The sequence below is a fragment of the Listeria sp. LM90SB2 genome (assembly GCF_028867355.1).
GTDB lineage: Bacteria > Bacillota > Bacilli > Lactobacillales > Listeriaceae > Listeria > Listeria monocytogenes_B.
In genome coordinates this window covers 2,191,694-2,204,515 of record NZ_CP046449.1, presented here as the reverse complement: position 1 = coordinate 2,204,515, position 12,822 = coordinate 2,191,694, and the positions used below count along the sequence as shown (strand labels likewise).

Annotated in this window: 13 protein-coding genes and 1 pseudogene; 5 read left to right on the top strand and 9 right to left on the bottom strand. The window is 36.4% G+C overall.

Translation table 11 applies throughout. The features are described 5' to 3' along the window. Positions 1–21 precede the first annotated feature (21 nt). Positions 22–1,374, top strand: coding sequence for a phosphoglucosamine mutase (glmM, locus tag GL301_RS10865; protein WP_003728348.1), 1,353 nt, complete (start codon positions 22–24; stop codon positions 1,372–1,374). Positions 1,375–1,408: 34 nt separating this feature from the next. On the opposite strand, the gene GL301_RS10860 is transcribed toward glmM, so the two are convergent. Then, positions 1,409–1,870, bottom strand: coding sequence for a GNAT family N-acetyltransferase (locus GL301_RS10860; protein WP_003724616.1), 462 nt, complete (start codon positions 1,868–1,870; stop codon positions 1,409–1,411). 60 nt (positions 1,871–1,930) lie between these two features. Here GL301_RS10860 and GL301_RS10855 point away from each other — a divergent pair, with 60 nt between their 5' ends. After that, positions 1,931–2,755, top strand: coding sequence for a hypothetical protein (locus tag GL301_RS10855; protein WP_025206487.1), 825 nt, complete (start codon positions 1,931–1,933; stop codon positions 2,753–2,755). Positions 2,756–2,792: 37 nt separating this feature from the next. On the opposite strand, the gene GL301_RS10850 is transcribed toward GL301_RS10855, so the two are convergent. The 4 genes from GL301_RS10850 to GL301_RS10835 form a co-directional block, all read right to left on the bottom strand. Continuing rightward, positions 2,793–4,733 carry an ABC transporter permease gene (locus GL301_RS10850; RefSeq protein WP_274758691.1) on the bottom strand — a complete coding sequence of 647 codons (1,941 nt, stop codon included), beginning with the start codon at positions 4,731–4,733 and terminating at the stop codon, positions 2,793–2,795. Further along, positions 4,720–5,487, bottom strand: a complete 768-nt coding sequence (locus GL301_RS10845) for an ABC transporter ATP-binding protein (RefSeq protein ID WP_003724539.1) — start codon at positions 5,485–5,487, stop codon at positions 4,720–4,722. Before GL301_RS10845 ends, GL301_RS10850 begins: the two co-directional genes overlap by 14 nt. Before the next feature lie 195 nt (positions 5,488–5,682). Beyond that, positions 5,683–6,438 (bottom strand): hydrogen peroxide-dependent heme synthase, encoded by a 756-nt coding sequence (gene hemQ, locus GL301_RS10840; protein ID WP_003724538.1) that lies wholly within the window; start codon positions 6,436–6,438, stop codon positions 5,683–5,685. Between the two features lie 83 nt (positions 6,439–6,521). Next, positions 6,522–6,752 carry a helix-turn-helix domain-containing protein gene (locus tag GL301_RS10835; RefSeq protein WP_003722372.1) on the bottom strand — a complete coding sequence of 77 codons (231 nt, stop codon included), beginning with the start codon at positions 6,750–6,752 and terminating at the stop codon, positions 6,522–6,524. Between the two features lie 122 nt (positions 6,753–6,874). On the opposite strand from GL301_RS10835, the gene GL301_RS10830 reads away from it, so the two are divergent. Both GL301_RS10830 and manA read left to right on the top strand, forming a co-directional pair. After that, positions 6,875–7,606 carry an NADPH-dependent oxidoreductase gene (locus GL301_RS10830; protein WP_003728351.1) on the top strand — a complete coding sequence of 244 codons (732 nt, stop codon included), beginning with the start codon at positions 6,875–6,877 and terminating at the stop codon, positions 7,604–7,606. Positions 7,607–7,685: 79 nt separating this feature from the next. Then, the gene (manA, locus tag GL301_RS10825; protein WP_003728352.1) at positions 7,686–8,642 is read left to right on the top strand and encodes a mannose-6-phosphate isomerase, class I; all 957 of its coding nucleotides are present in this window, start codon (positions 7,686–7,688) and stop codon (positions 8,640–8,642) included. A gap of 105 nt (positions 8,643–8,747) precedes the next feature. Here the strand turns inward: manA and GL301_RS10820 are convergent, their stop codons facing one another. From GL301_RS10820 to GL301_RS10810, 3 genes are read right to left on the bottom strand one after another with little or no spacing between them, the layout of a single operon-like run. Then, the gene (locus GL301_RS10820) at positions 8,748–9,557 is read right to left on the bottom strand and encodes an alpha/beta fold hydrolase (protein WP_010959010.1); all 810 of its coding nucleotides are present in this window, start codon (positions 9,555–9,557) and stop codon (positions 8,748–8,750) included. Positions 9,558–9,598: 41 nt separating this feature from the next. Then, positions 9,599–10,732 carry an N-acetylglucosamine-6-phosphate deacetylase gene (gene nagA / locus GL301_RS10815; RefSeq protein ID WP_003728353.1) on the bottom strand — a complete coding sequence of 378 codons (1,134 nt, stop codon included), beginning with the start codon at positions 10,730–10,732 and terminating at the stop codon, positions 9,599–9,601. 5 nt (positions 10,733–10,737) lie between these two features. Next, positions 10,738–11,499 carry a DeoR/GlpR family DNA-binding transcription regulator gene (locus GL301_RS10810; protein ID WP_003724533.1) on the bottom strand — a complete coding sequence of 254 codons (762 nt, stop codon included), beginning with the start codon at positions 11,497–11,499 and terminating at the stop codon, positions 10,738–10,740. Between the two features lie 252 nt (positions 11,500–11,751). On the opposite strand from GL301_RS10810, the pseudogene GL301_RS10805 reads away from it, so the two are divergent. Then, positions 11,752–12,605 (top strand): annotated as a pseudogene (locus GL301_RS10805) (metallophosphoesterase). Between the two features lie 29 nt (positions 12,606–12,634). On the opposite strand, the gene GL301_RS10800 reads toward GL301_RS10805, so the two are convergent. Further along, on the bottom strand, positions 12,635–12,817 hold the full coding sequence (locus GL301_RS10800; RefSeq protein WP_003724531.1) for a FeoB-associated Cys-rich membrane protein: 183 nt from the start codon (positions 12,815–12,817) through the stop codon (positions 12,635–12,637). Positions 12,818–12,822 lie beyond the last annotated feature (5 nt).

Here is a 12,822-nt window from a genome sequence, read left to right as displayed (position 1 = left end):
ACTTAGAAGGAGAGTAATGAAATGGGTAAATATTTTGGTACGGATGGAGTTAGAGGTGTTGCAAACTCTGAATTAACACCAGAACTTGCATTCAGATTAGGTAGAATGGGTGGGTATGTTTTAACCCGTCACGTAGGGGAACATCCACGTGTTCTTGTAGCTCGTGATACACGTATATCTGGAGAAATGCTTGAATCCGCTTTAATCGCAGGACTTGTTTCTGTAGGGATTGAAGTAATGCGTCTAGGAGTTATCTCCACACCAGGTGTAGCTTATTTAACAAAAGCACAAGGCGCTTCTGCTAGTGTAATGATCTCCGCCAGCCATAATCCAGTGGATGATAACGGTATTAAATTCTTTGGTTCTGACGGCTTTAAATTGTCAGATGATCAGGAAGAAGAAATTGAACAGCTTCTTGATACAGCAGAAGATACGCTACCTCGACCAAGTGGAGAAGGTCTTGGGACAGTGAGCGATTATTTTGAAGGCAAACAAAAATATATTCAATACTTGAAACAAACAATCGAAAATGACTTTAATGGATATCACATTGCACTTGATTGTGCGAATGGTGCAACTTCAGGTCTTGCAACGCATTTATTTGCAGATTTAGATGCGGATATTAGTTCGATGGGAGCGTCTCCAAACGGTTTAAATATCAATGATGGCGTCGGATCTACACATCCAGAAGCATTAGCTGCCTTTGTTTTAGATAAAAAAGCAGATGTTGGTTTAGCTTTTGATGGCGATGGCGACCGTGTTATTGCAATAGACGAAATTGGTCAAATTGTCGATGGAGATAAAATTATGTTTATCTGCGCGAAATATTTACGTGAACAAGGCTTATTAAATAACAACACAATTGTATCAACAGTTATGAGTAATCTAGGCTTCTATAAAGGTTTGAAAGAGCTTGAGATTGAAGATGTACAAACTGCAGTGGGTGACCGTTATGTAGTAGAAGCTATGCGTGAAGGTAATTATAATCTTGGCGGAGAACAATCTGGTCATATTATTTTCTTAGATCATAATACAACTGGTGATGGACTTCTTTCAGGAATCCAATTAATCAACGTGATGAAAGCAACTGGGAAAAAATTATCTGAGCTTGCGGCTGAAATGAAAACATTCCCGCAAAAACTAGAAAACATCCGTGTAAGTGATAAAAACCATGTAACAGATAATCCGAAAGTAAGTAAAGTAATCGGTGAAGTAGAAGCTGAAATGGCTGGTAATGGTCGAGTTCTTGTTCGCCCATCAGGTACAGAACCATTAGTAAGAGTGATGGTAGAAGCTGCTACGAAAGAAGAAACAGACGAATATTGTGAACGTATTTCAGCGGTTGTTCGTTCAGAAATGGCACTTAACGATTAAAACAACAAACAAAAAATCCTGATGATAAACTTCATCAGGATTTTATTTCTTTTAATAGAATGATTTGATCTAAGCAAGCAATGCCGTTTTCGATAATTGTTTGATTAGGATAATTTTCAGTAAAATAATTTGGGATAATATGCTGCATCCGAAAACCATTTTTTTGGTAAAAGGCAAGTTGGTCAATACTAGAATTTCCAGTTTTAACGATAATTTTTGAAAAGTGTTTATGAGTTGCATAATCAAAAGCTTTTTCGAGTAATTTTTTGCCAATACCTTGGTTTCTGTATTCTGAAGAAACAACAATATTCATTATTTCGAGTTGGTTCTTATTTAGTGGAAATAAACAAACAACGCCGATGATTGTATCAGCTTGCATTAATTGCAACACATGAGATTTGTTGAAGTATGTCGCAATTTGTTTTTCACTAGGATCGGCATCTAACAAAAGAGTGAGTGGGACTGGTTGGCTTTTGTCCCAGATGGTCCAGTTCATTTTTATCACCTCACTCTTAGGGTAACATGGCAAGGCATAAATAGGAAGGAAGTGGGCGAATTGCCTAGTAAATGGAGAGGAATATGCGGTAGTTTGTTAATCGCTCTTGGTATTACGCAACTATACAGTTTTATTAGTGCGGTTATTGGTTATTTTAATGCAGAAGAAAATAGTTTTGTTTTTGTATGGAATTATTGGATGCTATTATTTTTTGGTGTAGGACTTTTTATTATTGGTTTTGTTTTTATGAGAAAAGAAAGTTTTCGCCTTGCAAGTATTATTGGCGTTATCTGTTTCGTTTTATTCCAAGGGTTTTCGGTGTATTATTATCAGCTCCGAATTCTTTCAAAATTAGAGTATGCACAGCCATTTGAATGGTCGGGAACTTTATTATGTATTTTGGGACTTTTAGTATTAATCGCATTACTTATTGGACCAAAATTTCAAGCAAAAGAAATACAAGCAGATCAAGCTTGGAAAACGAAATGGCGTTATGCAGCAGGTGTTTTCTCACTCCTTGGAGCAGTGACATCGGTTTTTGCTGCAGTAACTATTTTTAGACAATTACATTCGGATAATATTAAAGAAGGTTATTTATTTACAAAGGTATTAGATGGTTACTTTGCATGCTTTATGGCTGTTATATTTCTTCTAGTGGTAATCTTTTCCTGGCGTAAAGTTTCGTATCTTTTAGTTGGTATTTTAATGGGTGCAGCCTTTATTTTACTGACAAATTATTTATCTGTGACAAATTGGATTGATTTTGCCAAAGAAAATTTATCTATTACATTTGGTAGTAATGAACGAGAAGTGTTTGGTATGCAGTTCCTCATGGGAGCTTCTGCTTTTCTATCTAGTATCTTTGGTTATATTGCGAAAAAATAATGGAATCCCTCTAATTAAGATTAGAGGGATTCTTTTTTTATTTTTTGCCGAAAACGATATTTGTGTAGCTATTTAAGGTAACAAAATAGTAAACAATATACATTAATGTATAAACTCCAGTAGAAATAACAACTGGCAAAGTTAAATCAAGTGCTAACATATGTGAAAGTCCGAGAAGTGCAAAACTACTATGTGCAATACCAATGATTAGTGGAATTAAGAATACAACTAGTAACTGTTTAGCAAGGACTTTACGAATGTCTCTACGTGTAAGACCAATTTTTTTCAAGATATCAAAAGTACCAATATCGTTATACGCTTCTGTTAGCTGTTTGAAGTAGATGATGCTTCCTGTTGCTGCTAAGAACACAAAACCGATGAACATTCCGATAAAGAGAAGAACACCAGTGACTGTAATAATCTCTTGGTACATCTTCGTATAAGAAACGAAATTCGTATCTTTTGGAATAACAGCACGCATCTTCTTATCTAATGCTTGTGCTTGTTTTGCATCTTTAACTGAAATGGATTCGACACCGTGAGCAGCAATTGAAGAATCTGCTGCTATCTTAGCTACTTGGCTGTCTGGAAGTACGAGCAAGCCTGGAATAGTACTTATTGGTGAGTTTTGAACGACAGATTTAATCTTAATATTTGGTTTATCCGGCGAATTAAGTGTGAATTTCTCACCAATCATTTCTTTTTGAGCATCTTCGTCATAAGTAATAGTTAGTACCATTTGTGCTTCGTCTTCTTTGAGATTAGCTGTTTTTTCAGGTGTTCCTTGTTTTTTTACGAGAGAATTATAATCAGATTCGGAAATAACTGGAAAACCCTCATTTATATCATATTCTACAAAGTCTGGACGAGCTCCCTCTGCTTTAACGATATAGTAAGTGCTTTTTTGTTTAAACTCTACTGGATGATCAGGGTCACTTTCCGCAGTTTTAATTATTTTATTGTTTGTTTCACTATCTTTAGGTATTTCATATTCAAAGCTAGATGGAGCGGACGTGCTTGCGGACGTATTTGCTTGATAATACACACTGCTTATTGTCCCTATAGCAGAAAGGGTTGTTGCACTTAAAATAGAAATAATAATCAAGGTTTTCGCATTGGATGATATTCTAAAGGCTAATTGCGAGGTCGAGATAATGTTACTACCTTTATAGAAAATACGTTTGTTATTTCTAAGTTTTGTAAGTAAATACGGTAAGAAAAAGGTAATGAAAAGTGCAGTACCAATGATTACCGAAGCTAAAATAACTAATGCCCCAATAGAAAAGCCAAGTTGTGCCCAAATAGAACCTTTAGAATCAAGTGGTTGTCCAGCGATAAAATAGCCTAAACCAATTAATAAAATCGAAAGTAAGGCTAAGATGAATGAAGGTTTTGGACTTTTTTCGCGTTTTGATTCTGAGTGGAACAAATCAAGTAAAGTGGTGCGGTAAATAATACGGTAACCAGTAAATGATGTAAATAACGTGATGATAATAAAGACAATACTCGTTTGTATTACTGCTGCCCAAGAAAAGGCAAAACCACCAATACTATCAAGATTAATTAAGTTAAGTAAAATGGTTACAAAAAGCTTGGAAAGTAATGTACCGGCAATAATACCGATGATTAATGCGCCAAGTCCCATAATAAAATTTTCATAAAACAACATGCGACCAATTTCTTTTTTACGAAGGCCGAGTAAAGAGTAAAGTCCAATTTCTTTTTTTCTTTTTCGGGTAAAGAAATTATTGGAATAAAGGATAAAAATCGCTACAAAAATAAGTAGAATGACTGAGGAGCTTGAAAATGCTGTCGATAATTTAGCTGATTGGTCAATTCTAGCTACAACAGATGGATCTTTCGAAAGAACAAGGAATGTAAAATAAATCATAATGCTGAAAATCATCGATGCAAAATATAAAAAGTAATGGACAAAATTATGTCGAATATTTTTCTTAGCTAAATCAAATAACGTCATCTGAGTCGCCCCCCAGTTTTGCAAGGACGTCTAGAATTTTTTGGAAGAACTCCTTACGTGTTTTAGTTCCACGATAGATTTCTGTGTATAATTCTCCGTCTTTAATAAATAAAATTCGTTTGCAAAAACTTGCTGCAAACGCATCATGTGTTACCATCATGATTGTTGATTTATCTTGTTCATTTAAGTCACGTAAGCTTTCAAGTAAGTTGGTTGCTGATTTAGAATCAAGCGCACCGGTTGGCTCATCGGCAAAAATTAAACTTGGTGCAGTAATAATTGCTCTTGAAGCTGCAGTACGTTGCTTTTGACCACCTGAAATCTCGCTTGGATATTTATCAAGGATTTCTGTAATGCCGAATTTTTCACTGATAATTGCTAATTTTTCTTCCATTTCTTTTACTGGGCGTTTCGCTAGTGCGAGGGGAAGGATAATATTTTCACGGATAGTTAATGTGTCTAGTAAGTTGTAATCTTGGAATATAAAACCTAGTTTGTCACGTCGGAAAGTGGACATTTGTTGTTCATTCATGTTTTCGAGTTCTTGTCCGGAAATCACAATCTGACCAGAAGTCGGTTTATCAATAGTAGATAAGACATTTAGTAACGTGGATTTACCAGCCCCAGATGGTCCCATAATTCCAGTAAATTCACCTTCTTTAATATCAATACTGATATTTTCTAGTGCAGTGTAGACATTTCCTTTGCTACCGTATATTTTTCTCACATTTTTTGCTTGTAAAACTGTCTCCATTATTTTCTCTCCTTAAAAACTAGATTCGGTTAGTATATGTATCATTCTATCGTGTATATAGGACTCGTTCCATCGTATCAAATGACATTTACGGTAGATATCCTTACAAAATTGTTAGTTTAGTGAAATAAAAAAACTGGAATCCAGCTAACAAAATCAGTCATTTGTTAGATTGAATTCCAGTTTTTACTTATATTAAATAGTAAATAATTTAGAAAGTTGCTCGGATGGTAACAGGTTTCCAATAAAGAAAGAACCAAATTCAGCATATCGAGCGCTTGCTTCATCAAAGCGCATTTCCGTTACGATGCGTTTGAACTCCAGTGCATCATCGGAAAATAAAGTGACGCCCCATTCGTAATCGTCAAATCCGATGGAACCACCGATAATTTGTTGTACTTTGCCCGCATAGCTTCTACCAATCAAGCCATGGTCGCGAATAAGTTGTTGGCGTTCTTCCATTGGAAGCATATACCAATTATCAGCGCCGTCCCGTTTTTTACTCATTGGGTAGAAACAAATATGCTTTTTAGGTGGGAGTGCTGGATAGAGTCTCGCGCGAACACCTTTGTTTTGGTAAGGATCTTCGCCGCCCGCCATGTGAGACGCTAGATAGTTACTTAATTCCACCACAGATATATAGGAATAAGTCGGCAACAAGTAGTCGGCAATCGCTAATTTATTAAAACGATTTTCGACTTCATTCAGCGCTTCAAGGGAATCACGCAAAGTGAAGAATACTAAATCTGCTTTTTGACCAAGAATACTGTAAATGGTATGTTCACCTTCACCGATATTTTTAGTAATTTCCATATCGCTTAGAAAGTGGCTGAGTTCATTTAACATAAGTTCCTGATTACCTGGATTTAGTTCACGCCACGCAGCCCAGTCAATCGAACGAAAATCATGTAGACAAAACCATCCATCTAAAGTTTTTACTGCTTCATTCATTATGTATCACTCCTTGTTTAGAATATCACTAACTAAAGTGTAACATACGGGAAGTAGTTCGTCCGTTTCGCTGTTTGTGAAATTTACGTTTCAAAAGGACGGTATTTTTCACGTAAGCTTTGTTGGTTTTCAAGCCGAAGTTCAATGTCCATTCGGTGGAAAAGAACCATATTTCCTTTTTTCGTAAAGGGGAGTACATCGCGTTTGGCTAAGGAAAGGAGTGCTTGCTTAGATATGCCTAAGTAAGTCGCGGCTTCATTCGCAGTCAGGAAGTTTTCTTCAAGCCATTTAAAATCTATTTGTTGTTGGCGCACATCTTTTCACCTCTTTTTCTTTAAGTGTAGAAAATATCTGGCAGAAATACAAGAGAAAACATTAACAATTGCCTAAAAACAAGCTATACTTTAACTAAATGATAAATCTAGGAGGCATAAATATGAATGACGTATTAACTTTGCTAAGAAATCATCGCTCTTTTCGTAAATATAAAAAAGGGGTTGAGATTCCGGAAGAAAATCTAGATGCGATTATCCGAGCAGCTCAAGCAGCCCCGTCGTGGATTAATGGTCAACACTATTCGATTATTGCGATTAAAGATCAAGAACGTAAAAATAAAATGGCCGAACTTTGCGGAAATCAACCTTACATAGCAGAATGTTCCGTTTTTCTTTGTTTTGTGGCAGATTTTCACCGCGTAAAAGTAGCGAGTGACATGCACGGCAAAAGTTTCCAAATTGCCGGGGAAGAAGATTTACTAATGGTTGCGGCAACAGACATCGGACTTTGTATGCAAAATGCTTTAACAGCTGCTGAGTCGCTTGATTACGGGACGATTTGTATTGGTGGTTTGCGCAGAAATATTACGGCAACCGCTGAATTTCTAAATTTACCAGAATTCGTCATGCCCGTTGTCGGACTTTGTATTGGCGTTCCAGATGTCGAAGCACCTGTAAAACCACGTTTGCCAAAAGAAGCAGTTTATTTTGAAGAGACGTACCAAACAGATGTCATGCCTTTACTAGAAGCATATGACCAAGAGATTATTCCGTTTTCAGAGCGAGAAGGCTTTGTTTCTTATACCGAACGGTTAGCCAAATTTTATGACAGACCTTATTATCCAAATTTAACAGAACAAATAAAAGAAAGAGGCTTTTTAGGCGGGAAATAACTAGCATCTTCGCCATTATTAGTATATACTTTTAATTGACAAAACCCAGCAAAAACGCTGGAATGGAGGTAATTTTATAATGACAGAAGCATTATTTTTAAACCCTGTTTTTCAAGACCGAATTTGGGGTGGAACGAAATTACATGATTATTTTGGTTACGATATCCCGTCTGATACTACTGGAGAAGACTGGGCGATTTCCGCTCATCCGAACGGTCCTTCGGTAATCAAAAACGGCGAATATAAAGGCAAAACATTAGCTGAATTATGGCAAGAAAATCCTGCACTTTTTGGTAATCCGAAAGAAGCCGTTTTCCCACTATTAACGAAAATTTTGGATGCGAATACGGACCTTTCTGTACAAGTTCATCCAAATGACGAATATGCGAAAGTGCATGAAAACGGGGAACTTGGCAAAACAGAATGCTGGTATATTATTGACTGCGCTCCTGGTGCGGAATTAATATATGGACACAAAGCAGCTAGCAAAGAAGAATTCGCTACTTGGGCAAAAAACGGCGAATGGGATAAATTGCTTCGTAAAGTGGCAATTAAACCAGGTGAATTTTATTATGTTCCAAGTGGTACAATTCACGCGTTAGGCACGGGGACGTTAGTGCTTGAAACACAACAAAGCTCTGATACTACTTATCGTGTATATGACTATGACCGTAAAGACGCAGAAGGAAACTTGCGCGAACTTCATTTGGATAAAGCTATTGACGTTACGACTGCACCGCATGTGGATGCGAAGTTAGATATTAAAACAGAAACACGTGGTGGGTTGACTGAAACTACTTTTGTATCGAATGATTTCTTTAGCGTTTACAAATGGGAAGTGGACGGCGCGGCTGAATTTGCGGCTAAAGCTCCTTATACGTTAGTGAGTGTTTTAGACGGAGAAGCGGTACTTACGATTGATGGAACAAAACAATCGATTAAAAAAGGCGATCATTTTGTATTGCCGAATGATGTAAAATCTTGGGAAATTGATGGAAAAATGACGGCGATTGTTTCGAATCCGCCTGTGAAATAACAAATAAGCAGAAATCATTGTATAAAAGCCATTTTGAAAATGGAATATACAAGATTTCTGCTTCTTTATTGCTTTATGAAATGCCAACTAAAATATCATTTTGGATTACTTATAAGTTGTTTTTTTTGATGTATTAATGATAAATGTATTTATATAAGTCGTTATTTCCAGTTTATGTTTTTCTGCATCAATGGTTTTAGGTGTTAGTTCATAATAACTTGCATTTTCAATATTACGTTTATAAAACAAACTGTATTCGATTGGATGAATTACATCATAGTTATTTGCGAGTATAAGAGTAGGGATTGTTAAATTAGTCAACTCACTTTTGTTTTTTATTGGTCTATCTTTAGGTATGTCGCTAAACTTTTTATAGTGGGTAACAGCGGCGTCATCTTCAAAATAGCGCTTAAACGTATCAATTGCTTTAGGATAGGTCTCTTTTATCGATGGAAAAATCGGATCTTGCTCCAATAATAGGGCACCATCTTTTTTAGGCAAATACTTACTTACGGTACTAAACCATGCTATCACTTCTTTTTTCATCGGTTCATCTGTTGCAGAACTCCTAAGTATTATAAGGCCCAGCACTTTATCGGCTGCTTGGACGGCCAAATTCACGGCAACGCCAGCTCCCATAGATAATCCTCCGACAAAAAAATGCTGTATTCCTAAATAATCCATTAACGCTAATGCGTCCTTGGCCAACCTGTCGTAGCTAAGTTTTCTGGAATCGTTTCCGCTTTTTCCATGGCCTCTTTGATCCAATGAAATTAATTGGATTTTCTCGTCTTTATCAAATGTTTCATAAGCAAATTTTAAATTATCACCTAATCCATGAAGAAATAAAAATGGTATGCCTTCACCTTGGATTTCATAGTTAAAGTAAGTTCCCTCGTGTTTAAATAATGGCATATTTTATAATCCACTCCTCTGAAAGTATTTATCCAGTCGATTTAATATATTTCACCATCAATCCATGTAGTTAGAACTTCAAAATTTTTATCAAGTAAAACTAAATCAGCGACATAGCCTTTTTCGATTCGACCAAAATTGTTCATTCCTAAAATGTCTGCCGGTGTACTTGCTGCCATTTGAATAGCGTCTTGTAAGTGAATCCCAAATTCATTACTTAACTTTAAGGATTTATTCATCGTCACGGTACTTGAAGCTAATGTCCCGTCTTTTAAGCGAGCTATGCCTTCCTTAACCGTTACTTGGTGACCGCCAAAAATATACTCCCCGTCGCCAACTCCCATTGCTTGAAGGGCATCGGTTGTGAGAACCATTTTATCTGGTCCTTTAATTTTGTGAATAAGGCGCACGATTCCGGGATGGAGATGGACACCGTCTACAATGGTTTGAACGCTTACCGAATCATTTTCCAAGGCTGCTGTAACAAGTCCTGGTGCCCGGTGATGAATGGCTGGCATAGCATTGAAGCAATGTGTGATGTGGGTTGCTCCTTGTTCGAAAGCATTTTGCGCCTCTTCATAAGTTGCATTGGAATGTGCAATGGCGACCACAACTCCTCTTTTTTTCAAGAAGTCAATGAGTTCGATACCCCCAGGCAATTCTGGAGCAATTGTGACCATTTTTATCAGACCATCTGCTTCATCGAAGATCTTTTTCATTTCTTTTAAATCGGGGTGTCTTAAATAGGCTGGATTTTGCATTCCTTTTTTTTCTATATTAAGGTAGGGGCCTTCTAAATGAATTCCTGCAATTTTGGCACCTTTCTCTTTTCCAATGACTTTTTTAGTTTGCTTAATCATTTGGATCAAGTCTTCAAAAGAAGAACTAACCGAGGTGACTAAGAAACTAGTACATCCGGTTTCCGCACAAGCCATCGAAACAGCTTGGATGCTTTCTGTTGAGCCATCCATCATATCATAATTATTTGCCCCATGAATATGAACGTCGATCATTCCGGGAATTAGCAACTGTCCATTTCCATCAAAAGTTGGCTCATCTGAATACTTTTCAGGAGTAGTTGAGCAAACTTCTTTTATCAAATTTCCTTCTGTAATAACTGCTGCATCAATTAATTCATTTTCTTTGTAAATTTTCACATTTTTGATAACGGCCATTATTTTCACAATCCTTTCAAAGATATAACTTCTACTTCTTTAGAAATAAGGCACTGCATTAAATCTTTTGGTAAAGGCTGATCTGTTATTACGGCATCAATTCCAGAAAAATCAATTTTGGAAGCTGTCTTTTTATTTACTTTTGTACTATCAATTAGTAAAAATACTTTTTCGGAATTCCTGATAATCTCTTGTTTCATGTAAACATCTGTAAGTTCTGAATAAAAGATGCCATCTTCCGTTAGTCCAGCCCCTCCAATAAAAGCAACATCGAAGTTAAATTGCTGAAGTTGACCTAAAACGGGCTCACCGGATAATACACGCGAATGGAAGTTGAAAAAACCACCGAGCAAATATACTTTGTTCGCTTCTTTCTGAGATGCAGCTATGGCATTATCCATCGAATTCGTTACTACTACTAAATCATGTTGCTCAAGGTTTGAAGCCAAAAAATGAACAGTGGTCGAAACATCTAAATAGATTGTCATATGATCTTTTATCACTTTACCTGCTGCATAAGCAATTTTCTTTTTCTGTTCACTTTGTTTTACTAATCTACTTGTATAGCTTTCTATTTGAGGTTTTAAAACTGGTAGTGACACGCCACCTGGATAGCGTTCTGCGAGTCCGCTTTCGACTAATTTTAAAATATCGCGCCTTGCTGTATCTTTTGAAATGGAAAAAATCTGCATGAGTTCTTCCTGAGAGATAGTTTTCTTGTTCTCTAGCAGCTTCAGTTCCTCCACTATTCGTTCTTTTTGGTTCATCATTTTCGCCACCTTAGATAATTTATCTTAAGTTTATTTTTTTATATAAATAAGTTTTTATAAGTTAATTATATACCTTTTCAAGTTTATGTCAACCTGATATTTTTTCCCTTTTCTACTTTTGTTAGAATTGGGGTGGTTTTTTCGTGCATTTTGAGTCAACACTTAATCTAGGTTATAATGATAGGGGTAACATATAATGGATGACAAAATATTGATAATAAATGGAAATAGCAACATAGAGGTGAGAAAATGGCTTTAAAGATAAAGTGGATTATAGCAATCAGTATGATTATTGTACTTTTAGTTGTAGGATGGTTTTTGGGGACTAGGCTAACGGTGAAAAATATGAAGTGAGTTCTGCTAAAATTGAAAAAGAAATTAAACTAGTGCAATTATCGGATTTGCATTTTAGTGAATTTGGCGATAAGAATGAAAATTTGTTACATAAAGTGGCAAATTTAAATCCAGATGTGATTGCAATTACTGGAGATCTTTTTGATAGGCAAGGGGATAGTGTTCCTAAAGAGCTTATTAAAAAGCTTACGAAGATTGCGCCGGTTTATTTTTCGCCGGGGAACCATGAATATGATGTTAAAAATGCCTATGAGGACGATTACAAGCCATTTTTAGAAAAAATTGGTGTAGTTAACTTAGAAGATCAAACTGCTACTATCGACGTGGGAGGACAGAAATTTCAAATGTCTGGATTGCGGAGTAGTGCGAATTTAGATTATGACTATCCTTATTATAAAGAAGGACTAGCAGAAATAAAAAAGCAGCAAGATTCAACGTATTATCAAATTCTTTTGTCGCATATGCCGGACTATTTTGAGCTTTATGTGGAGAATGGTTTTGATTTAACTTTAAGTGGTCACACGCATGGAGGGATTGTGCGTATTCCGTATACGAATATTGGTGCGATTGCTCCAGGACCGCAGCGAACACTTTTGCCGGATTATGTATACGGAGAACATTCAAAAGATGGAAAGACAATGATAATTTCAGCTGGACTTGGTGCGGGAAGCCTTCATCAAAAAGCATTTCCGAGGTTAGGAAATCCATATGAAATTGTTGCGGTGACGATAAAGCCAGCGACGAACTGAAAAAAGAGCCTTCATCAAGGCTCTTTTTTCTATTTAAAGATATGATCCAAATTTGTATGTTCGTCTGACTCGCAATTACAGGCTTTTTCAAGTTCACAGCCGCCACATTTTCCTTGTTTACTGCGTTTGATAAATTTAATAATCGCGTAAATAGTGTAGCCGAAAATTGCGCCACCAAGTAATAAATTAACCATTATACTCACGAAAAACATCCTCT